The organism is Streptomyces sp. NBC_00271, assembly GCF_036178845.1.
In the GTDB taxonomy this organism is placed as follows: domain Bacteria; phylum Actinomycetota; class Actinomycetes; order Streptomycetales; family Streptomycetaceae; genus Streptomyces.
This window is the reverse complement of record NZ_CP108070.1, coordinates 4,757,904-4,782,856: the sequence shown is the minus strand read 5'-3', so window position 1 is coordinate 4,782,856 and position 24,953 is coordinate 4,757,904. Positions and strand designations below refer to the sequence as shown.

Here is a 24,953-nt window from a genome sequence, read left to right as displayed (position 1 = left end):
GCACCCCCCAGGTGCCGCGCCCCCTCCCCCGCTTCCCCCGGGACAAAGGAACCGAATGACCTACTCGGCGCCGGCCGACGCCGCCGGCGGCAGCGAACCCGTCCGCGCCACCTCCCCGTACCAGTGCGCGCTGGACTTGGGCGTACGGGCCAGGGTCGCGTAGTCGACGTACACCGCCCCGAAACGCTTGTCGTAGCCGTACGCCCACTCGAAGTTGTCCATCAGGGACCAGAGGTAGTAGCCCCGCACGTCCGCGCCGTCGGCGATCGCGCCGCGCACCGCCGCCAGATGGCCGTGCAGATACGCGATGCGCTCGGGGTCGTGGACGCGGCCCTCCGGGTCCGGCTTGTCGTCGTAGGCCGCGCCGTTCTCCGTGATGTACAGCGGCAGCCCCGGGGCCTCCCGCGAGTAGCGCATGATCAGGTCGTGCAGGCCGGTCGGGTCGATCGTCCAGCCCATCTCCGTACGCTCACCGGGGGTCTGGTGGAACGCGACACCGTCCGCACCCGGCCACGGCGAGTACGCACTCGCCCCGTGCCCGTCCGCGCGCGGCCCGTCCGCCGACTTCTCCGCCGCCGACACCAGCGCCGGGGTGTAGTAGTTCAGACCGAGCGCATCGAGCGGCTGCTTGATCACCGCGAGGTCGCCGTCCAGGACGTACGACCAGTCCGTGATCGAGGAGGTCTCCGCGAACAGGCCCTCCGGGTAGGCGCCGTGCAGCATCGGGCCGTGGAAGACGCCGTTGGCCAGGTTGTCGATGCGCCGGACCGCCGCCAGGTCCGCCGGGGACGAGGAAAGGGGCCTGACCACCGACGAGTTCAGGCTGACCGCGACCGTGTTGCGGGCCGGCATCGCGGACCTCAGCGCGGTGGTGCCCAGGCCGTGCGCCAGGTTCAGGTGGTGGGCGGCCCTGAGCGAGGCCGCCGCGTCCGTACGGCCCGGCGCGTGCACACCCGAGCCGTAGCCCAGGAACGCGCTGCACCACGGCTCGTTCAGGGTGATCCACTGCTCCACACGGTCGCCCAACGCCTCGCCCACGATCTGCGCGTACTCGGCGAAACGAAACGCCGTGTCGCGCTCCGGCCAGCCGCCCGCGTCCTCCAGCTCCTGCGGGAGGTCCCAGTGGTAGAGCGTGACGGCCGGCTTGATGCCGTGCGAGAGCAGCTCGTCGACGAGGTTGCGGTAGAAGTCCAGGCCGCGCTGGACCGCGGGACCGCGGCCCGTCGGCTGCACCCGGGACCAGGAGACCGAGAAGCGGTACGCGGACAGGCCCAGCTCCGCCATCAGCGCCACGTCGTCTCGGTAGCGGTGGTAGTGGTCGACAGCGATGTCACCGGTCTCACCACCGGCGGTCTTGCCGGGCGTGTGGCTGAAGGTGTCCCAGATGGAGGGCGTACGGCCGTCCTCCCGTACCGCACCCTCGATCTGGTACGCGGAGGTCGCCGCGCCCCAGAGGAAGGCGGGGGGAAAGGTCACGGGCGATGCGGACTCAGGCATGGAAGCGCTCCCATAGGAGGTCGTGGAGACCGACAGTAAGAAGAAGAGGGGGAGGGGCGAGGAGGAGAGAAGAGGGGGAGGAGGGGCCGGGGCGGCTCTGGCCCGGCTCCCCTTCTCCCACCGACGAACGAGGTCAGCCCTTGACGGCGCCCTGCATGATGCCGCCGACGATCTGCTTGCCGAACAGGGCGAAGACGAAGAGCAGCGGCAGCGTGCCGAGCAGCGCGCCCGCCATGATCAGGGACTGGTCGGGAGTGAAACCGCGGCCGAGTCCCGCGACCGCGACCTGCACGGTCGGGTTGCCGGTCTGGGTGAGCACCAGGAACGGCCACAGGAAGTCGTTCCACGTCTGCACGAACACGAGCATGCCGAGCACCGCCATGGCGGGCCGGGCGGCCGGGAACACCACGTGCCAGATCACCCGCCAGCTGCTCGCGCCGTCGACACGGGCCGCCTCGATCAGCTCGTCCGGCAGCGCCTGGATCAGGTACTGCCGCATGAAGAACACCCCGAACGCGCTCACCAGCGACGGGAAGATCACCGCCTGGAGCTGGTCCGTCCAGTCGAGCTTGGCGACCATCATGTAGAGCGGGATCACGCTGAGCTGCGGCGGCACCATCATCGTGCCGACGACGATCAGCATCAGGGCGCCCCGGCCCTTGAAGCGCAGCTTGGCGAAGGCGAACCCGGCGAGCGTCGACAGGAAGACGACGGTCACCGCGGAAACACCCGCCACGAACGTGGTGTTGACGAAGGCCTCGCCCAGGTTGGCCTCCGTCCAGGCGACGTCGAGATTGTGGAAGAGGTTCGAGCCGAACCAGAACGGCGGCGGGGACTGCGCCAGCCGGTTGGTGTCGCGGGAGGCGGCGATCGCGGTCCACACCAGCGGGCCCAGCGAGCCGATCGTGAACAGCGCGAGGATGACGTACGCGAGGGGCCCCGCGTGCATCTGCCCGCCCGCGCGCGCCGACTTGGGGCGCCGCAGACGCTTCGGCGGTTCGGGTACCGCGTCCGCCGGGGGTTTCGTCAGGGTCGTCGTCACGGCCGGTTCTCCTTAACTACTGGCGCGCAGCCGGCGCGAGATGACGTAATTGACGATCCCGATCACGATGAGGATCAGGAACATCGTCCAGGCGATCGCGGAGGCGCGGCCCAGGTGCTGGTTCACCCAGCCCTGCTCGTAGAGGTACAGGCCGAGCGTCTGGAACTGGTGCTCGGCGCCGCCGGAGGCACCCTTGTTGGCGTCGAACAGCAGCGGCTCGCCGAAGACCTGGCTCGCGCCGATGGTCGAGACGACGACGGTGAACAGGATCGTCGGCCGCAGCGACGGCAGGGTCACGTGGAAGAACTGCTGCCAGCGGTTGGCCCCGTCGAGGGCCGCCGACTCGTACAGGTCGTGCGGGATCGCCTGCATCGCCGCCAGGTAGATCAGCGCGTTGTAGCCGGTCCAGCGCCAGATGACGATCGTCGAGACGGCGATCTGCGAGGGCCACTTGTCGTTCTGCCAGTCGATCCTGTCGAAACCGATGGCGTGCAGCGCCCAGTTGATCATGCCGTAGTCGCGGCCGAACAGCAGCACGAACACGAGCGAGGCGGAGGCGATCGACGTCGCGTACGGCGCGAGCATCATGACCCGGTAGAAGATCGAGCCGCGCAGCCTGTAGTTGAGGATGTGGGCGAGGCCCATCGCCATCAGCAGCTGCGGGACGGTCGAGATGATCCCGATGGTCAGGGTGTTCTTCGCCGCGTTCCAGAAGAAGTCGTCGTCGAAGATACGGGTGTAGTTGCGCAGGCCCGCCCACTGCATGTCGGTGGGCGCCGTCAGCTCCACCGTGTGCAGCGAGGCCCAGCCCGTGTAGATCAGCGGGAACAGGCCGAACGCGAGGAACAGCAGGAAGAACGGGGAGACGAACGCGTACGGGCTCCACCGTATGTCCCGCTGCCAGCGGCGGGACAGCCGATTGCGGCGCCGCTGTTCCTTCTCGTCGGGTACGGCGGCGGGCGGACGGCCCGGGGCCGCGCCCCCCTCCTTGGTGGGGGGCGCGGCGGTGTCGTGCCGGGTGGCCATACCGGTCACTTCTCCAGGTTGTTGTCGATGGTCTTGGTGGCCGTCTTCCAGGCCTCCGCGGCCGACTTGCCCTTCGTGACGAGGATGACGCCGTTGTCGGTCAGACCCTGCTGGATGATCTGGTCCTTCGGGCCGATCACCTGGGTCGGGATGGCCTTGGCGGCCTCGGCGAAGACCGTGCCGATCGGGGTGTCACCGGTCATCGTGTTCTTCGCACCGGTCACCTGCGGCAGGCTGTAGGCACCGGGTGCGCTCGGGAAGCTGCCCTGCACGTTGAACAGCTTGGCCTGCTGGGCGGGCGCGGTCAGCCAGGTGACCAGCTTCTCGGCCTCCGTGACGTGCTTGCCGCTCTTGGGCACGGTCAGGAAGGTGCCGCCCCAGTTGCCGGACTTGGGCGCGGCGGCCACGTCCCACTTGCCCGCGGCGTCCGGCTTCGACTTGCCCTTGAGGTAGCCGAGCATCCACGGCGGGCAGGCGACCGCGGCGAACTTGCTGTTGGCGATCGTCGTGTCCCAGGCCGGCTGGAACTGCGTCTGGGCGCCGACCAGCCCCTCCGAGGCGGCCTTCGCGGTCAGGTCGAAGGCGCTCTTGATGGCCGGGTTCGTCTTGTAGATGACCTTGCCGGAGGAGTCGTAGAACTTCTCCTGTTCACTGCTGATGACCGCGTTGAGCAGACCACCGGGGGAGTCCATGAAGGTGGTGCCGCTGGGCGCCTTCTTCTTGTACGTCTCGCCGGCGGCGACGAGCTTGTTCCAGTCACCCGCCCACAGCTGCCCGACCTTGTCGCGGTCGGTGGGCAGGCCGGCCTGCTGGAAGAGGTCCTTGCGGTAGCAGATCGCCATCGGGCCGATGTCGGTGCCGAGTCCGATCGTCTGGCCGTCCTGGGTCGTGGCCTGCTGCCACTTCCAGTCCAGCCAGTTGGTCTTGCTCACGCCCGAGACCTTGGACAGGTCGACGAGCTTGCTCGCCTGGGTCCCCACGACCTCGGCGATGTTGCCGACTTCGACGGCCTGGACGTCCTGCAGGCCGCTGTTGGTGGTGAGGTGGTTGACGAGCGCCGGGTAGTAGTTCTCGTTGCGCTCGACGACGTTCTCGGCGATCTTGATGTTCGGGTTGAGCTTCTCGTACTCGGTGTAGAGACCGGCCTCCTTGAATCCCTGAGTGCCGAAGAGACCCAAGGTGATCGTGGTCTTGCCCTTGCCTCCGCCCGTGTCACTGCTGCTCCCACCGCTGCTTCCACCACTGTCGTCGGCGCAGCCGGCCAGCAGCCCTGTGGTCAGCGCGGCGACGGCCGCGAGGGCCCCCAGACTGCGGGACCGACGGGTGATCGTGCGCATTGCGTCCTCCTGTTGCCTGACGTGCCGACCCCCCGGCCAACTGCACTGTTGGGCCCGTTTTTTCTCGCTGCGGCTCGGGCGGGGAACGTGCGGGATGTGTATGTGTCAGGTACCGTGGGAGCGCTCCCACAGGTGATGTGTTGAAGAGTCGTCGGTTCGCGCGGGGGTGTCAAGGGAGTCGACGCGGAGAGATGCGTTCAGTTATCGGCCTGTTAGCTAACTCCGGGGGGCGGGCGGGAGAGGCATCGCGGACGGTTGAAGTGGCTCGTGTCAGTGGGGTGTTGGCCCCGGCGGGACGGTGGGTCGACGGTCTCTGGCCGGGATGGACGGAACCTCGTCCACGTACGGGTTGCCGAGGTCCGGGTGATGAACGGGACTGTTAGATTCCAGGCCAGTCGCGGAGCACGCGACGTCGACGGGAGGCGGACCATGGCAAGCCACGGAGCGCGGGGCCGGGGAGGCGGCCGGCCGACCTTGGAAGAGGTGGCGGCACGCGCGGGCGTGGGCCGCGGCACGGTGTCCCGGGTCATCAACGGCTCCCCGCGGGTCAGCGACGCGACCCGCGCGGCCGTCGAGGCGGCGGTCGCCGAACTCGGCTACGTCCCGAACACGGCGGCACGCGCCCTCGCCGCCAACCGCACCGACGCGATCGCCCTCGTCGTTCCCGAGCCGGAGACCCGCTTCTTCGCGGAACCGTACTTCTCGGACATGCTGCGCGGCGTCGGCGCGGAGCTCTCCGACACCGAGATGCAGCTGCTGCTGATCTTCGCGGGCAGCGACCGGGAGCGGCAGCGCCTCGCCCAGTACCTGGCCGCGCACCGCGTCGACGGCGTACTCCTCGTCTCCGTCCACGCCGACGACCCGCTGCCCGACCTCCTCTCCCAGCTGGAGATCCCGGCCGTGATCAGCGGTCGCCGCTCGGCGGACGAGACCCTGCCGTCCGTGGACTCCGACAACTACGGCGGCGGCCGCATGGCCGTCGAGCACCTGATCGCCCAAGGACGCCGGAGGATCGTCCATCTGGCGGGGCGCCTCGACGTCTTCGGCGCCCAGCGCCGTGTCGACGGCTACCGCGAGGGGTTGCGCGCAGCCGGACGCGAGGCGGAGGACCGGCTGATCATTCCGGGCGACTTCACCGAGGAGGGCGGCCGGCGCGCGATGACCGAGCTGCTGGCCCGCTGCCCGGACCTGGACGCGGTGTTCGCGGGCTCGGACGTGATGGCGGCGGGCGCCCGCCAGGTCCTGCGCGAGCTGGGCCGCCGCATACCTGACGACGTCGCCCTCGTCGGCTACGACGACTCCGCCATCGCCCGCCACATGGACCCGCCCCTGACGAGCGTGCGCCAGCCGATCGAGGAGATGGGCCGCGCCATGATCGACCTGCTGCTCGGGGAGATCGCCGACCGCCGCCCCGCGGTTTCGCGCGGTCTGGAGAAGCGGCAGGTCGTGCTGCCGTCCGAACTGGTGGTGCGGGCCTCGTCCTGACGCGCGGAAAGGCTTCGATAGGGCAATCTGATCGGTATGGTCCTCCACCCTTTGCTCGGAGTCGATGAAGTGCCCGCCATGGAGCCCTACCTGGCCAGGGTGGGGGAGGTGTTCCAAGCGTTCCCGGAACAGGACTCGGGGTGCGTGTCGTACGGTGTCCGGCTGCTCGACGGGGCGCGCTGGTTCGTGAAGGAGGCGGTGACCGACCACGGCCGGCACTCGCTCGAACGGGCCTGGTCCTTCCACCGGGCCGTACGGCACCGCGCGATCGTCCCGCAGGTCCACCGCATCGCCGTGGGGCGCGGCGGCGCGGCGGTGGTGATGCCCTGGCGGGAGGGCGAGGTGCTGTACCCGGCCATGGTGGGCGGACCGCGCGACCGTACGGGCCCTGGCAGCCCGATGGCCCGCTTCCGCGCCCTGCCGATCTCCAGCGTCCTCGCCGCCTTCGACCGCGTCCTCGACGCCCATCTCGCGGTGGAGGTCGCCGGGCATGTCGCGGTCGACTTCTACGACGGCGCGCTGCTGTACGACTTCGGGGGCGACGTCGTCCACCTGGTCGACCTCGACGAGTACCGGCCGGGCCCGTTCGTGGTCGAGGAGGAACGCCTGCCGGGTTCGCGCCGGTTCATGGCCCCCGAGGAGTTCGTGTGCGGGGCCGTGATCGACACCCGTACGACGGTCTTCACCCTGGGCCGCACCGCCAGGCTCCTGCTGGACGCGGGCGACGAGGAACGCGCCTGGCGGGGGACCCCGGCCCAGCAGGCGGTGATCGTCCGGGCGACCCGGTCCGACCCCGAGGAACGCTTCGAGGACGTCCACCGGTTCGCCGACGCGTGGCGGGCCGCCAATCGCCCGCACGGGGGCTGAGGTCACCGCCGTAGCGGCAGCTCCCACCGGACTTCGCCGTCCTGGTACCGGTCGGTCGGGCCCAGCCCGGCGGCCGCGGCGACGGCCGCGGAGGCCCGGTGGTCGGGGTGGACGTGCGCGACGACCGTACGGACGCCGGGCTCCTCGCCCAACCGGCCGACCAGCCCCCGCGCCGCCTCCCCGGCGAACCCCCGTCCCTGCCAGGGCGTGCCCACCACCCAGGCGATCTCCGCGACCTCCCCGGTGACCGTCGCCTGGACCGTACCGACGAGACACCCCTCCTCGCGCAGCCGCAGTACCCAGTTGCACCAGACGACGGCCGGGTCGGGGGAGCCCGCGACGAGGCGTTCATAGCGTGAACGCAAGGCCTCGGGAGTGGCGGGTGCGCCGCCGATGAACGTGTGCAGCGCCGGGTCGGACAGCACCTCGGCCATTTCCCCGGCGTGTTCGACACGCAGGGGAAGGAGATCGAGACGGGCGGTGCGCAGGGTGTGGGCGGGGAGGTGGGGTGGGGGCATTGGGTGAGCCTAGAGGGCGCGCCGGGCAGGCGCGGACCCGGCTGTACGGCCGCACGGCTCGCCGTACGACTGAGGCCCGGTCCGCTTGCGCGGACCGGGCCTCAGTCGATCAGGGTGAGTGACGGGACTTGAACCCGCGACATCCTGGACCACAACCAGGTGCTCTACCAGCTGAGCTACACCCACCACGACCGGTCTTGGTTTCCCTGACCGGCCGAGAAAAAGTGTACAGGGTCCGAAGGGGTGCTCGCGCCAGGCTTTCTCCGGGGTCCCTCGGGGCCCCGGACACCCGTCATTCGGCGGGCAGCACGTGCTTCGCCGCGATGGCGCGGGCGGTGTCCGAGTCGGGGCCGGGCTGCGGGACGAAGATCGCCTCGCGGTAGTAGCGGAGCTCCGCGATGGATTCGCGGATGTCGGCGAGGGCGCGATGGTTGCCGTTCTTCTCCGGGCTGTTGAAGTAGGCCCGGGGGTACCAGCGGCGGGCCAGCTCCTTCACCGAGGAGACGTCCACGATGCGGTAGTGGAGATAGTCCTCGAGGGCCGGCATGTCGCGCGACAGGAAGCCCCGGTCCGTGCCGACCGAGTTTCCGCACAGCGGGGCCTTACCCGGCTCCTTGACGTGCTCACGTACGTAGGCGAGGACCTGTGCCTCGGCGTCGGCCAGGGTCGTGCCCTCGGCCAGCTCGTCGAGGAGGCCGGAGGCCGTGTGCATCTGGCGCACCACGTCCGGCATCGTCTCCAGCGCCCGCTCCGGCGGGCGGATCACGATGTCCACCCCTTCGCCGAGCACGTTCAGTTCCGAGTCGGTGACCAGCGCGGCCACCTCGATGAGTGCGTCCTCCGACAGCGAGAGCCCGGTCATCTCGCAGTCGATCCACACCATGCGATCGTTCATGGCCCTAACCCTACGGCGCGCTCAGGCGCACGGGCAGATCCGGGACGGCGGTGACCTGCGTGGTGGCCTGGGACGGGGGCGGCCCGGGACCCTCGTCGGGTCCCGGGCCGCCCCGTCTCGCGTCATCGCCTCAGGGCGCGCTGCGCTGCCCCGGCAGGCGCCCGGCCGCGTACAGCTCGGTGCCCGTCTTGCCCGGCTCCGTCGACAGGGACGTCGACGGGCCCAGGGCGGTGGCGGCCGCCGTGCGGCGGGTCTGCAGCGGCACCGGGCTCTCCTGGTTCAGGACGGGCGACGGCCCGGCCTGGCCCGCGGAGCCGTCCACGTCCGACGGCCGTTCCGACTGCGGCCTGCGCGCGCGGTACGCCGCCCGGTACGCGGCCGGGGACGAGCCGAGCTGGCGCCGGAAGTGGCCCCGCAGCGCGACCGGCGAACGGAAGCCGCAGCGTCCGGCGACCTCGTCGACCGAGTAGTCGGAGGTCTCCAGCAGCCGCTGCGCCTGCAGTACGCGCTGAGTGATCAGCCACTGCAGGGGAGCGCTCCCCGTGAGCGAGCGGAACCGCCGGTCGAAGGTGCGGCGGCTCATGTACGCGCGTGCCGCCAGCGTCTCGACGTCGAACTGCTCGTGGAGGTGCTCCAGCGCCCAGGCGACGACCTCCGCGAGGGGGTCGGCGCCGATCTCCTCTGGTAAAGATCGATCGAGATAGCGCTCCTGACCGCCGCTCCGGCGCGGGGGCACGACAAGACGGCGGGCCAGCGCGCCGGCCGCCTCGTTGCCGTGGTCCGTCCGCACGATGTGGAGACAGAGATCGATTCCGGCCGCCGTACCCGCGGAGGTCAGTACGTCTCCGTCGTCCACGAAGAGTTCTCGCGGGTCGACGTGGACCGACGGGTAGCGCTTGGCCAGCGTCGGTGCGTACATCCAGTGGGTCGTCGCCGGTCGGCCGTCCAGCAGTCCGGCGGCGGCCAGCACGAAGGCGCCGGTGCACAGTCCGACTATGCGGGCTCCCTCCTCGTGCGCCCGGCGCAGCGCGTCGAGCGCTTCCTCCGGTGGCGGCGAGGTGATCGAACGCCAGGCCGGCACCACGACGGTGCCCGCCCGCGAGATCGCCTCCAGGCCATGCGGCGCGGTGAGTTCCAGGCCCCCTGTGGTCCGCAGCGGGCCTTCTTCGCCGCCGCACACCAGAAGTCGGTAGCGCGGCACGCCGGCGTCCTGGCGGTCAATCCCGAACACCGACAGCGGTATGGAACTCTCGAAGATGGGGCCGCCGCTGAACAGCAGCACCGCGACGATCTCCTTGCGGCGTCGCCCGGAAAGTTTCCGGGCCGCGGCTTCCGGCGCGGCAGTGGAGTCGTGGCTCATACTGCTAAGCCCCCCTCGGTGGTCGCGGCTCCTCGGTTGTGTCGCTCCTGCACGTTTCCCCTCGGTCCTGCACGAGTCCCCCGCCGTAAGACAGTCAAGATCGAATCTACTGTGTCCCGTGGCGCCAAGGTGACCAGTTCGGCAGTCGGCAGAATGTCGACATGGCAACTTGGCGTGAAGCATTCGATCACGAAGCGTTGCACTCGTGGGCCGTGCAGGGAAGTGCGCCTCGTGTCAGTGGCCAATCCCCATAGGGTGCGCGCGCCCTCCGGAGGGCTTTCGGTGCAGGTGGAACGCGGGTTGGGGGGTCGTTCGAGCAAGGGATGCGCGGGTGACCGAAGTTGGCTGAAAAGAAGCGGGGGCGTGCGCGCAAACCGGTCAGTCAACCGGCTTCATTCCCTCGCCGTGACGCCCGCCCCTGTGCGCCCCCGAGCCGCTGCTGCCCCGCAAGCCGTTCACCATGTGCGAGTCGGCCAAATCCTGCGTGCCGCGGTGCCGTGCGGGGCGCTCGAGCGGGACGCCGCCGCGAGGGGCGTCGGGCTGTGTGTCCTGGTCGCGCGTGTCCCGGCCCCGGGCGTCCCGGACGCGGGTGTCCGGATCCTGTGCGCCCCGGTTCCAGCCGCTCGGGTCCCACGTGATCAGGCTCTGCGGGACACGGTCCCAGGTGATCAGGTTCTCCGGGGGCCCGTCTCGTTCGGCCAGGTTGCCCGGGGGCCGGTCCCGTGCGGTCGGGTTCGCTGTGGCGTGGGCCTGTGCGCCGGGATCGCGTCCGTCCGGATCCTGGCCGTCCGGGTTCCGTGTGTCCTGGTTCCGGTCGTCCGGATTCCGTGTGTCCGGGTTCCGCGTGTCCCGGTCCCGTGCGTCCCGGTTCTGTGTGTCCCAGTCCCGTCCGTTCCGGTCCCCTCCGTTCCGGTCGCTCGCGTTCCGGTCCCGTGCTGCGTGGCTCTGGTCGCTCCGGGCCCCGGTGTCGGGGCTCCGTGCACCGGGGGTGGTCCCCTCGGCGCGGGCCGTCTCGCGGTGGGCCCCGCCACCGCCGTCCCGCGGGCCGCCTCCGCCTCCCCTCCCCGCACCGCCCGCTCTTCGGTGGCCCCCGGGCCCCCCGTCGCCGCGATCCCGGGTGCGGGGGTCTCCTTCCCCGCGGGGCGCCTCGGTGCGACCCCGGCGGCGACGCCCGGGGCGACCGTGGTGGTGGTGCGGGGCGCCGCCGTGGGGGCGGGTCCTGCTGTGCCGGGCCCGGGGCGGGGCCGGCACATCCGCACGGAGGCGGGCCGCGACGCGCTCGGACTGGCGCAGCAGGACCAGGCAGGCACCGGTCACGGCCGCCAGGCCCAGCGCCGCACCGGCCGCGCCGGCGAGGGAGGTGCCGAACCCGACGAGGACGACGGGGACCAGGACGCAGCTGAAGGCCGCCCACCGCACCACCTCGCTCGCCGTGTCCGGCCCGGGCGACGTGGCGGGCGTCGGGGAGGAGGGGTCGGACGCGGTCTCTGGTCCTGGCACGGTCTGCTCCCTGGTTCCCTGGTGCTCCAGTGCTCTCCATGACGGTGGCTCATCGGTTCAACGCGTGTTCGACCCGCCGGTCACCTACGAAAGGCCTCGAGCCTGGGTGAACCCTGTGCAAACCGCCTGTACGGGGCAGCAACCATTGCGTTAAGGGCGCCTCTCATGCATGCTCCGGGGAACGCCGCGCAGTGCGCGCGAGATCTGGGCAGAGGAGGCGTGCCGCCGTACCCTTGGGGGTATGGGGTTGGGAAGATGATTCCCGGACACAGCTCTGCTGCACGATGTCGTCCCCACCACGAGGATCTAAACGCCGAGATACCCATGGCCGGTCACGAATTCTTCGATCCCGCGAACCGCAAGCGCCCGCTCGCCGATCCCACGGCGGCCGAGCCCCTGGCGGCGGAAGAACCCCGCCAGTCCTGCGATCCCGCCTTCAAGCACGGCGTCGTCGTCGGTTTCGACGGCTCGACGTCCAGCGAGCGCGCCCTCGCCTACGCGATCGGCATGGCCCACCGCTCCGGCTCGGGCCTGATCATCGTGCATGTCGCGAACCGGCTGCCCACCACGGTGTGGGCGGGCTGTGAACCACCGGTCTTCGTCGACGTGCCCGACCATCGCACCGAGGTGCTCGGCCTCGAACTCGCGTGCGCCGAGTATCTGGCCGAGGTGCCCTGGATCCTCGTCGAGCGCGGCGGTGACATCTGTCACGAACTCGAAGAGGTCGGGCGGGAGTACGAGGCGGACGCGATCGTCGTCGGCTCCACGCACGGCATCGTCGGGCGCATCTTCGGCTCGGTGGCCGGACGGCTCGCGAAGCGTGCGCAGCGCCCGGTGATCGTCATCCCCTGACGCATCCTCCGACACTCCCCTGACCCGCCGTCAACTCCCTTTGACGGGTGCCTGAAACGGCATGAATCTACTCGCGCGTAGAGGTGGTTTGTGCCCTTGTGAAGGGTACATACCGGCCACCGGACCAACCGCACGGCCGGTACCACGCAGCACAACTGCACATGCATGAAGGGAGCCCGCCGTGGACAAAGACGTCTCCGCGGGAAGCATCACCTCGACTCTCGGCCACCTCGCGCTCGGCCTCACCCTGTTGCTCTTCGGCCTCGGTAACACCCAAGTGATCGACGGCGTGACCGCGGCCGACTCCGTCTCCCTCGCCACCTATGTCGGTGGCATCGCGCTCTTCGTAGCCGGGCTGTTCGCCTTCCGCGACCATGACGCCTTCACCGGTACGGCCTTCACGGCGCTCGGCGCGTTCTGGTTCACCTGGGGCGTCACGGCCGGCACGCAGATGTCCGCCAACGCGACCGGTCTCTTCCTGCTCCTGTTCGCGCTCGTCGCGCTCAGTCTGACCGCCGGCGCGAGCGGCGCGCCCCTTCTCACCCGAGGAACGTACGCGCTGCTCTTCGTCGCCCTTCTCCTGCTGGCCGTCGGGCAGTTCGGCGACAGCGGAGGTCTGGGGAAGGTCGGCGGCTGGTTCGCCGTCGCGGGTGGCGCGCTCGCCTGGTACGGGGCCACGGCGGCCATGGCTCACTGGCCCACCGCACTGCCCGGACGCGCCGCCGGCCGGGGGGTGACGGCCACCGGCTGATGTCGGCGCGGGCCGGGGCATGGGCGGCCCCGGCCCCCTGAAGGAACGGGTCCCTGTGCGCTGGTGGCGTGGCACAGGGACCCGTTCTCTTGGGTGTTTGGCTGCGGGTGGTGGGGGTTGCTCGCGCAGTTCCCCGCGCCCCTTACGGGGCGCTCTACTCCACCGTCACCGACTTGGCGAGGTTGCGGGGCTTGTCGATGTCGCGGCCCAGGGCCAACGCCGTGTGGTAGGCGAGGAGTTGGAGCGGGATGCCCATGAGGATCGGGTCCAGCTCGTCCTCGTTCTTCGGGACGACGATCGTCTGGTCGGCCTTCTCCTGCTCCTGGTGCGCCACCGCGAGGATCCGGCCGCTGCGGGCCTTGATCTCCTCCAGGGCGGCGCGGTTCTTCTCCAGGAGGTCGTCGTCGGGGACGATCGCGACCGTGGGCAGCGCGGGCTCGATGAGCGCCAGCGGGCCGTGCTTGAGCTCGGAGGCCGGGTAGGCCTCGGCGTGGATGTACGAGACCTCCTTGAGCTTCAGGGAGGCCTCACGGGCCACCGGGTAGCCCCGGACGCGACCGATGAAGAGCATCGAGCGGGCCTCGGCGTACTCCTCGGCCAGCTTCTTGATCTTGTCCTCCTGCTCCAGGATCTCGGAGATCTGCGCGGGCAGCCGGCGCAGGCCCTCGATGATCCGCTTGCCGTCGCGGACCGACAGGTCGCGGGTACGGCCGAGGTGCAGGGCGAGCAGCGCGAAGGCGACGGTCGTGTTGGTGAAGCACTTCGTCGAGACGACGCAGACCTCGGGGCCCGCGTGGACGTACATGCCGCCGTCCGCCTCGCGGGCGATCGCCGAGCCGACGACGTTGACCACACCGAGCACCCGCGCGCCCTTGCGCTTCAACTCCTGCACGGCGGCCAGTACGTCGTACGTCTCACCGGACTGGGACACGGCCACGTACAGGGTGTCGGGGTCGACGACCGCGTTGCGGTAACGGAACTCGGAGGCCGGCTCGGCGTCCGCGGGGATGCGGGCGAGCTCCTCGATCATCTGGGCGCCGATCATGCCCGCGTGGTACGAGGTGCCGCAGCCGAGGATCTTCACGCGGCGGATCTGGCGCGCCTCACGGGCGTCCAGGTTCAGGCCACCGAGGTGCACGGTGGAGAACCGGTCGTCGATGCGGCCGCGCAGCACCCGGTCCACGGCCTCGGCCTGCTCGTGGATCTCCTTGTGCATGTACGTGTCGTGGCCGCCCATGTCGTACGAGGCCGCCTCCCACTCCACGGTGGTCGGCTCGGCCGTCGTACGGGTGCCCTCGGTGGTGTACGTGCGGAAGTCGTCGGCCTTGAGGGTGGCCATCTCGCCGTCGTCCAGGGTCACTATCTGGCGGGTGTGGGTGACCAGGGCGGCGATGTCCGAGGCGACGAACATCTCCTTCTCGCCGATGCCGAGGACGACCGGGGAACCGTTGCGGGCCACCACGATGCGGTCGGGGAAGTCGGCGTGCAGAACCGCGATGCCGTACGTGCCCTCGATCACCCGGAGTGCGTCGCGGACCTTGTCCTCGAGCTTCTCGGCCTGGGAGCGGGCGATCAGGTGGGTGAGGACCTCGGTGTCGGTCTCCGAGAGGAACTCGACACCGTCCGCCTCGAGCTTCTTGCGCAGGTCGGAGGCGTTGTCGATGATGCCGTTGTGGACGACCGCGACCTTGTTGTCGGCGGACATGTGGGGGTGCGCGTTCACGTCGGAGGGGGCGCCGTGCGTGGCCCAGCGGGTGTGGGCGATGCCGGTGGTGCCCTTGAAGCGTGCGGGGACCTTGGCCTCCAGGTCACGGACCCGGCCCTTGGACTTGACCATCTTCAGACCGGTCGACTTCGGCGTCGTGACGACGATGCCCGCCGAGTCGTAGCCCCGGTACTCCAGGCGCTGGAGGCCTTCGAGCAGCAGCGGTGCCACGTCACGCCTGCCGATGTATCCGACGATTCCGCACATATATATGTATTCCTCAGCCGTAGACAATGCGGCGCAGCTGCCTGAGCGTGAGCTCCGGCGGTGCGACCGCGCGGTACTTCAGGTCCGCCTCGATCCGTTCGAAGATCGTCGCGTTGACCAGGCCCTGGGCCTGGAGCTCGCGGTGGCGGCGACGGACGTAGTCCTCGGTCGTCTCGTCGAAGTAGGCGAGCACGTCCTGGACCACCCGCAGTGCCTCGCCCCGGTTCAGGGGGGTGGAGCGCGTCAGGTGATCAACAAGTTCGTCGTGCACCCGTTGATCCTGAGGTACCAGGAGCCGATTCGCAAGAATCCTGCCCGATATCGGGCAAGTGGCTGTTGAAGGTCTTATGGGGGGCTGTTAGCAAGCTGTCCATCCTGCGTCTTGTGCCGCGTCGATTGCCGGGAGCAACTTCTGTGGCCATGGACACTCCACGCATGGGCGTACCGGAGAAGCTCGCCGAGCGCATGACCATGGCAGAGCAGCACGAGTATCTCCGCGCCAAGTTCTCCCGGCGCAACATGATCAGAGGCGGGGCCGTGACCCTCGGCGCCGTCGCGGGAGGCGCCTTCGTGCCCGGCGCCGTCGCACAGGCCGCTTCCCCGACGCAGGCCACCTCCTCCTCGACCGAGAAGGTCGACGGCGCCCTCGTCGCCCCCTTCGGCCGTCACCTCGCCTTCGGCAATGACCCCCGTACGGAGATCACGGTCTCCTGGCAGGTTCCGGCCGCGGTGAAGAAGCCGTTCATCCGCATCGGCGCCCACCCCTGGGACCTCTCCCGCAAGATCGAGGCCGAGGTCCGCACCCTCTACACCCCGGCGGGCGTCGGCGCGAGCGGCGACCACACGCAGTACTACCTGCACGCCAAGCTCACCCACCTGCGCCCCGGCAAGACGTACTACTACGGCGTCGGCCACGCGGGCTTCGACCCCTGCGCGCCCCACCTGCTGGGCACGCTCGGCACCTTCACCACCGCGCCCTCGCACGCCGAGCCGTTCACCTTCACGGCCTTCGGCGACGAGGGTGTCGGTTACCACGGCCTCGCCAACGACGCCCTGCTGCTCGGCCAGAACCCGTCCTTCCACCTGCACGCCGGTGACATCGCGTACGCGGACCCGGCCGGCGCGGGCAAGAAGGAGGACACCGGCTTCGACTCGCGCATCTGGGACCAGTTCCTCGCCCAGACCGAGACGGTCGCCAAGCAGGTCCCGTGGATGCCCGCGTACGGCAACCACGACATGGAGGCCTGGTACTCACCCAACGGCTACGGCGGCGAAGAGGCCCGCTGGACGCTTCCGGACAACGGGCCCGACAAGAAGAACCTGCCCGGCGTCTACTCCTTCGTCTACGGCAACACGGCGATCATCTCGCTGGACGCCAACGACATCTCCTTTGAGATCCCGGCGAACCTGGGCATCTCCGGAGGAACGCAGACGAAGTGGCTCGAGGGCCAGCTCAAGAAGTTCCGGGCGTCCAAGGACGTCGACTTCATCGTGATCTTCTTCCACCACTGCGCGTACTGCACCTCCACGGCGCACGCCTCGGAGGGGGGCGTGCGACAGGAGTGGGTGCCGCTGTTCGAGAAGTACACGGTGGACCTGGTCATCAACGGCCACAACCACCAGTACGAGCGCACGGACGTCATCAAGGGCAACGCGGTCACCAAGAAGCTGCCGATCGGCGGCACGGCGTACCCGGAGACCGACGGTGTCGTGTACGTGACGGCGGGCGCGGCGGGGCGCAGCCTGTACGCGTTCACCGCCCCGGAGTCGTACGAGGGTCACGAGAACGAGGTCGACTCCGTCGCCTCCTTCATCAACCTCAAGGACGGCAAGCAGAACGAGACGGTCGCCTGGTCCCGGGTGCGCTACCTCAACTACTCGTTCCTTCGGGTGGATGTCACGCCCGCGCACAAGGGGCGGCTGGCCACGTTGACGGTGCGGGGCATTGCCGAGACGGGTGCGGAGGTCGACCACTTCACGGTGGCCCGTCGAGCTCGTTAGGTGCGGGTGAGTGGGGGCTGGTCGCGCCCACGCGGCGGAGCCGCACATGTCACAGCCCCGCGCCCCTAAAGGCACGTGGTCGTACGCCTGGAAGGCGAGGTGTGACGACCTGGGCGGTCCTCAAGCAGCGTTTCTACATGCGCTTGAGGACCGCTTGCTTGGCCAGGGCGAACTCCTCGTCCGTCAGGACGCCGGACTTGTGGAGGTCGCCCAGTTCGCGCAGGCGGCGGAGCAGGGCGTCGTGGTCGTCCTCCGGGGCGATCGCGGTCGGCTGCTCCGTCGCCTGCGCGGCTTCCGGGGAGGCCGTGGGATGCGGGAGCCGGGCCTGTACCGCCGCCGCGACCAGGGCCATCAGCGGGTCCTTCTTGAAGCCCCACAGTTCGACGGAGTTGGGGTCGTACTTCGGTGGGGCCTTGGTCTCCGCGCCGCGGACGGTGAAGCGCAGGTAGCCGTTCTCCAGGCCGACCGCGGGGTGCCACTCGACGGTGGTGAGGTCGGTGAGGGCGAGCGAGCGGGCTCCGGCGGCGGACTTGGAGTCCTCGGTCTTCCAGTTCCACTCCAGGCGCACGCGCTCGCCGTCGAAGCTCGCGGTGCCGTCGCCGGCGGAGACGGACAGCGGCACGGAGGGGCCCGGGAGCAGATAGCTGTCGACCGGGTCGGCCGGCACCTGGTCCAGGAGCAGCGCGTCCCGGACCTCGTCCACGACGTACTCGGCGACGCCGTAGCGGTCGGACTCCACGGTGAGCTGGTAGGGGTCGTTCGGCTCGGCGAGCCTGCCGCCGGTCGCCTGGAGCAGCGGGTCGGCGCCGTCGCGCAGCCGGAGCCGCAACCGGCCGCTCTTCTTGCCCTGTTCGAAGGAAATCCCCGCCAACGCTCCCAGCGGGACAGTCAGTTCACCCAAGGTTCTGCGGAGCAGGCTCACGTTCTTGTCGCGCCCCGGAGTCAGCCGCAGCGCGTCGCCGTCGAAGGTCCACGTCCCGTCCTTCTGGATGATTTCCGCCATGAGGGGGATTGTTTCACCGGGTCTGCGGAAGAGTGGTCTACACCCATTCGCAATTCGTTTGCAGGGTCCTTCGAAGGGAGCGCATGTGAGACAGCACAGAACGCCCCGTCTTCTCGGTACGCTGCTGCTCGTGGCGGCCGCCGGTATCTCAGTCGCCGGTGCCGCACACTCCGAGTCGGGCCGCACCGCGACCCCGCTCGGGCAGGTGGTGCCGGCCCCCGCCTCGGTCCACGCGGGCGGATCCCCGTATCGCATCACCGACGGCACCCGTATCCGGGTCGAGGACTCGCCTCAGGCCCGCCAGGTCGGCGCTTATCTGGCCGACGTCCTGCGTCCCTCCACCGGGTACCGACTGCCCGTCACCACGCAGGGCACGGGCGGTATCCGGCTGCGGATCGCGGCGGGGTCCACGGGCGCCGAGGGCTATCGCCTGGACAGCGGGCAGAGCGGCGTCACCATCACGGCCGCCGCACCCGCCGGGCTCTTCCACGGCGTCCAGACGCTGCGCCAACTGCTGCCCGCCTCCGTCGAGAAGAACTCCGTGCAGCGCGGCCCCTGGCTCGTCGCGGGCGGCACCATCAAGGACAGCCCGCGCTACGGCTACCGCGGCGCGATGCTCGACGTCTCCCGGCACTTCTTCGGCGTCGCGCAAGTCAAGCGGTACATCGACGAGTTGGCCCTCTACAAGGTCAACAAACTGCATCTGCACCTGAGTGACGACCAGGGCTGGCGCATCGCGATCGACTCCTGGCCGCGGCTGGCCACGTACGGAGGGTCCACGCAGGTCGGCGGCGGGCACGGGGGTTACTACACCAAGGCCGACTACAAGGAGATCGTGCGGTACGCGTCCTCCCGCTATCTGGAGGTCGTCCCGGAGATCGACATGCCGGGTCACACCAACGCCGCGCTCGCCTCGTACGCCCAGCTGAACTGCAACGGGACCGCGCCCCCGCTCTACACCGGCACCGAGGTCGGGTTCAGCTCGCTGTGCGTGGCGAAGCCGGTGACGTACGACTTCGTGGACGACGTCGTGCGGGAGCTGGCGGCGCTCACGCCGGGCAAGTACCTCCACATCGGCGGGGACGAGGCCCACTCCACCAGCCACGCCGACTACGTCACCTTCATGGACAAGGTGCAGCCGGTCGTCGCCAAGTACGGGAAGACGGTGGTCGGCTGGCACCAGCTGACCGGGGCGCACCCGGTGAAGGGCGCGATCGCGCAGTACTGGGGGCTCGACGACACCAGTGCCACGGAGAAGGCGCAGGTCGCCGAGGCCGCGCGGAACGGGACGGGGCTCGTGCTGTCGCCCGCCGACCGGGTCTACCTCGACATGAAGTACACCGCCGACACCCCGCTCGGGCAGGACTGGGCGGGCCTGGTGGAGGTGAAACGGTCCTACGACTGGGATCCGGGCGCCTACCTTCCGGGAGCGCCGGCTTCGGCGATCCGGGGCGTCGAGGCGCCGCTGTGGACGGAGACCATCGTCACGGGGGCCGACATCGACTACATGACCTTCCCGCGGCTGCCCGGCGCGGCCGAGCTCGGCTGGTCGGCCGCGTCGACGCACGACTGGGACACCTACAAGGTGCGGCTCGCGGCGCAGGGGCCGCGCTGGGAGGCCCTGGGCATCGGCTACTACCGCTCGCCCCAGGTGCCCTGGCCCACGGCGTAAGCGGCGTTGACGGGAAAGATGGGGCTCAGGAGGACCGTACTCCTGAGCCCCACCGGTTTCAGAGGCCCGCGATCGGGTTCTTCAGGCTGCCGACCAGCTGGAGTGCGCCGGACGGATCGGCCAGGTCCACCATCTGCTTGTTGTTGCGCAGCTGGAGCCGGTTCAGGCAGGACAGCGCGAACTCGGGCGCGAACATGTCGTACTGCCGGAACTTGTCGGCGAGTTCGGGCGCCGACTTCTGGTACTCGCGTACGGACTCGGCGACCGTCCGCCAGAAGTCGTCCTCGTCGAGGATGCCCTCGTCGGCCAGGTCGGCCGCCAGGAAGCGGAAGAAGCAGTCGAAGACGTCCGTGAAGATGGACAGGAGTTTTTTGTCCTCGGGGACCTCGACGCGGATCCGCTCGACCACGGGCGGCAGCACCGCCTGCGGGTCCATGACGGCGATCTCCTCGGCGATGTCCTTGTAGATCGCGCGCTGCACGACGCCGTCCTTGAGGACGAGGATGACGTTCTCGCCATGCGGCATGTAGACCAGGTCGTAGGCGTAGAAGCTGTGCAGGAGGGGCGTGAAGTAGGCGCGCAGATAGCGGCGCAGCCACTCCACGGGGGACAGCCCGGACCGCTCGATCAGCGCGCCCGCGAAGGAGGCGCCCGTGTGGTCGACATGGACGAGGGAGGCCATGGTGGCCAGGCTCTCGCCCTCCTGGAGCGAGGGGACCGGGGTCTCCCGCCACAGGGCCGCGAGCATTTTGCGGTACGGGGAGTAGCGGTCGGTGGCGGCCTCGTACTCCAGGTGGCGGTAGCCGACGGCGGCGCGCTCGCGGATGACCGACAGGCCGGTGGACTTGAGCACCGGGTCGTTCTCGACGAGCTGGGCCAGCCAGTCGTTGATCGCCGGGGTCGCCTCCATGTAGGCGGCGGACAGACCGCGCATGAAGCCCATGTTGAGGACGCTCAGCGCCGTCTTCACGTAGTGCTTCTTGGGGCTGGTGGTGTTGAAGAAGGTCCGGATGGACTGCTGGGCCAGGTACTCGTCGTCGCCCTCGCCGAGGCAGACCAGGTGGCGCTGGGCGACCTCGGCCGCGAAGGTCACCGAGAGCTTGTTCCACCACTGCCAGGGGTGGACGGGGATGAGGAGGTAGTCCTCGGGGTCGAGACCCTGTTCGGTGAGGGTGGCGGCGAACCGCTCGACCGTCCTGGCGCCCAGCTCCTCGCGCACGAAGGACTCGTACTCGATGCCCACACCCGCGGTGAAGGCTGCCCGGGAGCGGTGCGCGGCCAGCCACACCAGCCGGATCGGGCTCGCGCTCTCGGGCGCGTACGAGAGGTACTCGTGCACGCCGAAGCCGAGCCGCCCGTTGTTGGCGACGAAGCAGGGGTGGCCCTCGGTCATGCCGGTCTCGATCTCCTGGAAGGAGGCCTTCGCGAGCTCGGCGGACGGGATCTGCGGCTTGGTGAGTTTGAAACAGGTGCCCGAGAGGGTGGAGGAGATCTCCTCCAGGTAGACCGGCAGCACCTCGTCGCTCAGGCCCAGTGACGTCTTCAGCTCGATGAAGAAGTCGAGTGCGGCGAGCGGCAGTTCGGCCCCGTCGCGGTGGCGGGTGATCGACTCGGGGTCGACCTGCCAGTGGTCGAGGGAGCGGCGGGTGGCGGTGAAGCGGTAGCGGGTCAGACCGTCGTCGCTGCGGACGACGTACCCGCCGTCTCCGTCTGGCTCCGGCGTGATGAGGCGCTCGTGCGCGAACTCGGCGAGGGCCTTGCGGACGAGAAGGCGGCTCGCGCGCTCCCAGCGCTCGGGGGAGAGGTGGGCCACGGCGTCGGCGAGGCTCATACGGTCACCCCCGCCGTCCGCTCGAACCGCTCCCGGGTGCAGAAGCTCAGCAACGCCCTTTTCTCCGGCTTCTCTATCTCGCGCTCGGGCACGAACCCGACGGCTTCGTTCAGCGCGTGCACGGCCGTGTTGCGCACGTCGGGCTCGACGACGACCCGCGCGGTCGTCGGGTCGGCGAACAGGTGCTCCATCACCGCGGTGATCACCGCGCGGGTGAACCCGTGCACCGGCGTCTCGGCCGGCGCGACCAGGAAGTGCATGCCGACATCTCCGGGCGCGGGCTCGTACAGACCGACCAGCTCCACGTGCGCCGGGTCGTACCGCTCCATCAGGAACACGGGTTCGCCGTCCAGCGACCCCAGGAACGCGTCGTGGTACTCGCTGGCCGCGATGGCCATGTACTCGCGCTCCACGTCGTGCAGCTTCGCCTCCTGCATCATCCAGAAGGCGGCCTTGGGATGCGTCACCCAGCCGTGCAGCAGCTCGGCGTCCTCGATGGGGTCGAGGGGGCGGATGGCGAAGGTGCCCACGTCGGTGGTCGTGCCGGTACGGCTCGTGGTGCTCATACGCTGAACTCCTGGAACGCGATCGTCTTCTCGACCGGGTAGTACTCGGTGCCGAGCAGCTCACGGATGATGGACGCGTTGCGGTACGGGCCCATGCCCAGGTCGGGGCTGGTGATGCTGTGGGTGTGGACGCCCGCGTTCTGGAGGAAGACGCCGCGGCCGGTGGTGTCGATGGCGTAGTTGCGGGCCACGTCGAAGTTGCCGCGGGTGTCGTAGCGCAGCCGGCCCTGGACCGGCTTCAGGAACGCGGGCTCGGCGTACTTGTAGCCGGTGGCCAGGATCAGGCCCTCGGAGCTCAGCTCGTAGTCCTTGCCCTGCTCCTCCTGGCGCAGGCCCAGGGTGTACGTGCCGTTCTCGTGAGCGGCTGTGTTCAGGGAGGAGTTGGTGAGCAGCCGCGTCGGGACGGGACCGCCGAGGTTCTTCTGGTAGAGCAGGTCGAAGATCGCGTCGATCAGCTCGCCGTCGATGCCCTTGAACAGGCCCTTCTGCTCCGTCTGGAGGCGGTAGCGCGTCGGCTCGGGCAGCGCGTGGAAGTAGTCGATGTACTCCGGGGAGGTCATCTCCAGCGTGAGTTTGGTGTACTCGAGCGGGAAGAAGCGCGGAGAGCGCGTGACCCAGTTCAGCCGGTAGCCGTGGACGTCGATCTCGCTGAGCAGGTCGTAGTAGATCTCGGCGGCGGACTGGCCGCTGCCGACGAGCGTGATCGACTTCTTCGCCTGGAGCTCCCGCTTGTGCTGGAGATAGCGGGAGTTGTGGATGAGGTCGCCGCCGAGGTCCGCGCAGGCCTCGGGGATGTACGGGGGTGTTCCGGTGCCCAGGACCAGGTGGCGGGCGCGGAACACCTCGCCGGCCGTCGTCCGTACGTGGTACAGATCGCCCTCGTACGTCACTTCCTCGACCGTCGTGCTGAAGCGGACGCTGCTCAGTTTCGAGGCGGCCCAGCGGCAGTAGTCGTCGTACTCGACCCGGAGCGGGTAGAAGTTCTCGCGGATGTAGAAGGAGTACAGCCGCCCGGACTCCTTGAGGTAGTTGAGGAAGGAGTACGGGGAGGTCGGGTCGGCGAGGGTCACCAGGTCCGACATGAACGGGGTCTGGAGGTGCGCGCCCTCCAGGAACATCCCGGAGTGCCACTCGAAGTCCGGCTTGGACTCCAGGAAGACGCCGTCCAGATCGGCGATCGGCTCGGTGAGGCAGGCGAGGCCGAGGTTGAAGGGCCCGAGCCCGATCCCCACGAAGTCGTGAGTCTTTCCAGTGGCTTCGACGGATTCAGGAAGCGCGGTCAAGGGACTCTCCCAGGTACTGCTCGGCGTGGCCGGCGATCAGATCGAGCACGGCGGCGATGTCGTCGACCGTGGTCTCGGGGTTGAGCAGGGTGAACTTCAGGTAGTGGCGGCCGCCGACCTTGGTGCCCGCGACGACGGCGTCACCGGAGGCGAACAGGGCCTTGCGGGCGTAGAGGTTGGCGCGGTCGATCTCGGCCGGGTCGGTGACGGCGGCCGGGATGAAGCGGAAGACGAGGGTGGACAAAGACGGCTCGACCACCACGTCGTAGCGGGGGTCGGCCACGAGCAGCTTCCAGCCCTCCTGGGCCAGTTCGCAGACCTCGTCGAAGAGTTCGCCGATGCCGTCGGCGCCCATCACGCGCAGCGTCATCCACAGCTTGAGGGCGTCGAAGCGGCGGGTGGTCTGGAGGGACTTGTCGACCTGGTTGGGGATGCGCTCCTGGACCATGCGGCGCGGGTTCAGGTACTCCGCGTGGTAGGTGGCGTGGCGCAGGGTGGCGGGGTCGCGGACCAGCACGGCGGACGAACTCACGGGCTGGAAGAAGGACTTGTGGTAGTCGACGGTGACGGAGTCGGCGCGCTCGATGCCCTCGAGGCGGTCCCGGTTCTTGAGGGAGGCGAGCAGTCCGCAGCCGTAGGCCGCGTCCACGTGCATCCAGGCGCCGAACCGGGAGCACAGCTCCGCGATCTCGGGCAGCGGGTCGATGGAGCCGAAGTCGGTGGTGCCGGCGGTGGCGACGACGGCCATCGGGATCAGGCCGTCGCGCTCGCAGCGCTCCAGCTCGTGGGCGAGGGCGAGCGTCTGCATGCGCTTGTCGTGGTCGACGGGGATCGTGACGACGGCGTCCGCGCCGAGGCCGAGGAGTTTGGCCGACTTCTTGACGCTGAAGTGGCTGACCTCGGAGGCGAAGATGCGGAGTCTGGCGGCGTTGTCGCCCGGTCCGCTCCCTGGCTTGGCCTCCTCGCGGGCCAGCAGCAGGGCCTGGAGGTTGGACTGGCTGCCGCCGCTGGTGAACACGCCGTCGGCGGCCGGGCCGAGGCCGATGCGCTCGTTGGTCCAGTCGATGAGCCGGCGCTCGATGAGGGTGCCGCCGGCCGACTGGTCCCAGGTGTCCAGGGAGGAGTTGACGGCGGACAGGACGGCCTCGCCGAGCACGGCGGGTATGACCACCGGGCAGTTGAGGTGCGCGAGGTAGCGCGGGTGGTGGAAGTAGATCGCGTCCCGGAGGTAGACCTCTTCGAGCTCGTCGAGGACGGCGCTGGTGTCGTGCAGCGGGCGGTCCAGGTCGATCTGCTCGATACGGGGAGCGAGGGCGTCGACCGTGACACCCGTGAACGGTCGGTCGGTGGTGGCGAGTTTGGCCGCCACCCGCTCGATTCCTTCGGTCACGGAGCGGCGGTACCGCTCCGCGGTCGTGTCATTGAGCAGGTGCGAGCGCATGTGGGGGTCCTCCGTGCGGGAGAGTCCGAGCGGGACGGGTGGGGCGAGGGCTGG

Annotated in this window: 21 protein-coding genes and 1 tRNA gene; 6 read left to right on the top strand and 16 right to left on the bottom strand. The window is 69.6% G+C overall.

The genetic code is table 11. The features are described 5' to 3' along the window. Positions 1-60: 60 nt before the first annotated feature. From OG798_RS22090 to OG798_RS22075, 4 genes are all read right to left on the bottom strand, one after another. Positions 61-1,497 carry a GH1 family beta-glucosidase gene (locus tag OG798_RS22090; protein WP_121416043.1) on the bottom strand — a complete coding sequence of 479 codons (1,437 nt, stop codon included), beginning with the start codon at positions 1,495-1,497 and terminating at the stop codon, positions 61-63. 133 nt (positions 1,498-1,630) lie between these two features. Then, positions 1,631-2,539: a carbohydrate ABC transporter permease gene (locus OG798_RS22085; protein ID WP_067380947.1), complete on the bottom strand. Its 909-nt coding sequence runs from the start codon at positions 2,537-2,539 to the stop codon at positions 1,631-1,633. 12 nt (positions 2,540-2,551) lie between these two features. Continuing rightward, complete coding sequence (locus OG798_RS22080) at positions 2,552-3,565, bottom strand: carbohydrate ABC transporter permease (RefSeq protein WP_328760061.1); 1,014 nt, start codon at positions 3,563-3,565, stop codon at positions 2,552-2,554. 5 nt (positions 3,566-3,570) lie between these two features. After that, positions 3,571-4,902, bottom strand: coding sequence for an ABC transporter substrate-binding protein (locus OG798_RS22075; RefSeq protein ID WP_121416044.1), 1,332 nt, complete (start codon positions 4,900-4,902; stop codon positions 3,571-3,573). A gap of 429 nt (positions 4,903-5,331) precedes the next feature. On the opposite strand from OG798_RS22075, the gene OG798_RS22070 reads away from it, so the two are divergent. Continuing rightward, positions 5,332-6,387 (top strand): LacI family DNA-binding transcriptional regulator, encoded by a 1,056-nt coding sequence (locus OG798_RS22070; protein ID WP_267061894.1) that lies wholly within the window; start codon positions 5,332-5,334, stop codon positions 6,385-6,387. Positions 6,388-6,423: 36 nt separating this feature from the next. Beyond that, the gene (locus tag OG798_RS22065; protein WP_095854493.1) at positions 6,424-7,254 is read left to right on the top strand and encodes a serine/threonine protein kinase; all 831 of its coding nucleotides are present in this window, start codon (positions 6,424-6,426) and stop codon (positions 7,252-7,254) included. 2 nt (positions 7,255-7,256) lie between these two features. Here OG798_RS22065 and OG798_RS22060 read toward each other — a convergent pair whose 3' ends face one another. The 5 genes from OG798_RS22060 to OG798_RS22040 form a co-directional block, all read right to left on the bottom strand. Beyond that, on the bottom strand, positions 7,257-7,772 hold the full coding sequence (locus OG798_RS22060) for a GNAT family N-acetyltransferase (RefSeq protein WP_121416045.1): 516 nt from the start codon (positions 7,770-7,772) through the stop codon (positions 7,257-7,259). A gap of 113 nt (positions 7,773-7,885) precedes the next feature. Further along, a tRNA-His gene (locus OG798_RS22055) sits at positions 7,886-7,958 on the bottom strand. Between the two features lie 106 nt (positions 7,959-8,064). Further along, the gene (orn, locus tag OG798_RS22050; protein ID WP_095854495.1) at positions 8,065-8,667 is read right to left on the bottom strand and encodes an oligoribonuclease; all 603 of its coding nucleotides are present in this window, start codon (positions 8,665-8,667) and stop codon (positions 8,065-8,067) included. Positions 8,668-8,797: 130 nt separating this feature from the next. Beyond that, the gene (locus OG798_RS22045; RefSeq protein ID WP_075029202.1) at positions 8,798-10,027 is read right to left on the bottom strand and encodes a helix-turn-helix domain-containing protein; all 1,230 of its coding nucleotides are present in this window, start codon (positions 10,025-10,027) and stop codon (positions 8,798-8,800) included. A gap of 378 nt (positions 10,028-10,405) precedes the next feature. Next, complete coding sequence (locus OG798_RS22040) at positions 10,406-11,527, bottom strand: hypothetical protein (protein ID WP_328760230.1); 1,122 nt, start codon at positions 11,525-11,527, stop codon at positions 10,406-10,408. A gap of 324 nt (positions 11,528-11,851) precedes the next feature. On the opposite strand from OG798_RS22040, the gene OG798_RS22035 reads away from it, so the two are divergent. Both OG798_RS22035 and OG798_RS22030 read left to right on the top strand, forming a co-directional pair. Then, positions 11,852-12,379 carry a universal stress protein gene (locus tag OG798_RS22035; RefSeq protein ID WP_028803506.1) on the top strand — a complete coding sequence of 176 codons (528 nt, stop codon included), beginning with the start codon at positions 11,852-11,854 and terminating at the stop codon, positions 12,377-12,379. 181 nt (positions 12,380-12,560) lie between these two features. After that, entirely contained in the window at positions 12,561-13,130 is a 570-nt protein-coding gene (locus tag OG798_RS22030; protein WP_054232866.1) for an acetate uptake transporter, read from the top strand. A gap of 154 nt (positions 13,131-13,284) precedes the next feature. Here OG798_RS22030 and glmS read toward each other — a convergent pair whose 3' ends face one another. Beyond that, positions 13,285-15,102 (bottom strand): glutamine--fructose-6-phosphate transaminase (isomerizing), encoded by a 1,818-nt coding sequence (gene glmS, locus OG798_RS22025; RefSeq protein ID WP_095854496.1) that lies wholly within the window; start codon positions 15,100-15,102, stop codon positions 13,285-13,287. A gap of 13 nt (positions 15,103-15,115) precedes the next feature. After that, positions 15,116-15,373, bottom strand: a complete 258-nt coding sequence (locus OG798_RS22020) for a hypothetical protein (protein WP_075029205.1) — start codon at positions 15,371-15,373, stop codon at positions 15,116-15,118. Between the two features lie 164 nt (positions 15,374-15,537). On the opposite strand from OG798_RS22020, the gene OG798_RS22015 reads away from it, so the two are divergent. Beyond that, positions 15,538-17,103: a purple acid phosphatase family protein gene (locus tag OG798_RS22015; protein WP_095854497.1), complete on the top strand. Its 1,566-nt coding sequence runs from the start codon at positions 15,538-15,540 to the stop codon at positions 17,101-17,103. A 133-nt stretch (positions 17,104-17,236) separates the two neighbouring features. On the opposite strand, the gene OG798_RS22010 is transcribed toward OG798_RS22015, so the two are convergent. Beyond that, positions 17,237-18,106 (bottom strand): DUF4429 domain-containing protein, encoded by an 870-nt coding sequence (locus OG798_RS22010; protein ID WP_328757573.1) that lies wholly within the window; start codon positions 18,104-18,106, stop codon positions 17,237-17,239. Positions 18,107-18,191: 85 nt separating this feature from the next. On the opposite strand from OG798_RS22010, the gene OG798_RS22005 reads away from it, so the two are divergent. Further along, on the top strand, positions 18,192-19,778 hold the full coding sequence (locus OG798_RS22005) for a beta-N-acetylhexosaminidase (RefSeq protein ID WP_257016789.1): 1,587 nt from the start codon (positions 18,192-18,194) through the stop codon (positions 19,776-19,778). Between the two features lie 58 nt (positions 19,779-19,836). Here OG798_RS22005 and OG798_RS22000 read toward each other — a convergent pair whose 3' ends face one another. Genes OG798_RS22000 through desA form a run of 4 tightly spaced genes read right to left on the bottom strand, consistent with a single transcriptional unit; the run spans position 19,837 to position 24,899 of the window. Continuing rightward, positions 19,837-21,609, bottom strand: coding sequence for an IucA/IucC family protein (locus tag OG798_RS22000; protein WP_328757572.1), 1,773 nt, complete (start codon positions 21,607-21,609; stop codon positions 19,837-19,839). After that, positions 21,606-22,175 carry a GNAT family N-acetyltransferase gene (locus OG798_RS21995; RefSeq protein WP_121416050.1) on the bottom strand — a complete coding sequence of 190 codons (570 nt, stop codon included), beginning with the start codon at positions 22,173-22,175 and terminating at the stop codon, positions 21,606-21,608. Before OG798_RS21995 ends, OG798_RS22000 begins: the two co-directional genes overlap by 4 nt. After that, positions 22,172-23,458, bottom strand: coding sequence for a lysine N(6)-hydroxylase/L-ornithine N(5)-oxygenase family protein (locus OG798_RS21990; RefSeq protein WP_328757571.1), 1,287 nt, complete (start codon positions 23,456-23,458; stop codon positions 22,172-22,174). The genes OG798_RS21995 and OG798_RS21990 overlap by 4 nt, the downstream gene beginning before the upstream one ends. After that, the gene (desA, locus tag OG798_RS21985) at positions 23,442-24,899 is read right to left on the bottom strand and encodes a lysine decarboxylase DesA (RefSeq protein WP_328757570.1); all 1,458 of its coding nucleotides are present in this window, start codon (positions 24,897-24,899) and stop codon (positions 23,442-23,444) included. The genes OG798_RS21990 and desA overlap by 17 nt, the downstream gene beginning before the upstream one ends. Between the last annotated feature and the right edge of the window lie 54 nt (positions 24,900-24,953).

Coding starts and splice junctions, on each gene's coding strand:
- OG798_RS22065 (WP_095854493.1), top strand. CDS start 6,424: ATGGTCCTCCACCCTTTGCTCGGAGTCGATGAAGTGCCCGCCATGGAG.
- OG798_RS22080 (WP_328760061.1), bottom strand. CDS start 3,565: ATGGCCACCCGGCACGACACCGCCGCGCCCCCCACCAAGGAGGGGGGC.
- glmS (WP_095854496.1), bottom strand. CDS start 15,102: ATGTGCGGAATCGTCGGATACATCGGCAGGCGTGACGTGGCACCGCTG.
- OG798_RS22000 (WP_328757572.1), bottom strand. CDS start 21,609: ATGAGCCTCGCCGACGCCGTGGCCCACCTCTCCCCCGAGCGCTGGGAG.
- OG798_RS21995 (WP_121416050.1), bottom strand. CDS start 22,175: ATGAGCACCACGAGCCGTACCGGCACGACCACCGACGTGGGCACCTTC.
- OG798_RS22045 (WP_075029202.1), bottom strand. CDS start 10,027: ATGAGCCACGACTCCACTGCCGCGCCGGAAGCCGCGGCCCGGAAACTT.
- orn (WP_095854495.1), bottom strand. CDS start 8,667: ATGAACGATCGCATGGTGTGGATCGACTGCGAGATGACCGGGCTCTCG.
- OG798_RS22035 (WP_028803506.1), top strand. CDS start 11,852: ATGGCCGGTCACGAATTCTTCGATCCCGCGAACCGCAAGCGCCCGCTC.
- OG798_RS22010 (WP_328757573.1), bottom strand. CDS start 18,106: ATGGCGGAAATCATCCAGAAGGACGGGACGTGGACCTTCGACGGCGAC.
- OG798_RS22070 (WP_267061894.1), top strand. CDS start 5,332: ATGGCAAGCCACGGAGCGCGGGGCCGGGGAGGCGGCCGGCCGACCTTG.
- OG798_RS22075 (WP_121416044.1), bottom strand. CDS start 4,902: ATGCGCACGATCACCCGTCGGTCCCGCAGTCTGGGGGCCCTCGCGGCC.
- desA (WP_328757570.1), bottom strand. CDS start 24,899: ATGCGCTCGCACCTGCTCAATGACACGACCGCGGAGCGGTACCGCCGC.
- OG798_RS22015 (WP_095854497.1), top strand. CDS start 15,538: ATGGGCGTACCGGAGAAGCTCGCCGAGCGCATGACCATGGCAGAGCAG.
- OG798_RS22090 (WP_121416043.1), bottom strand. CDS start 1,497: ATGCCTGAGTCCGCATCGCCCGTGACCTTTCCCCCCGCCTTCCTCTGG.
- OG798_RS22060 (WP_121416045.1), bottom strand. CDS start 7,772: ATGCCCCCACCCCACCTCCCCGCCCACACCCTGCGCACCGCCCGTCTC.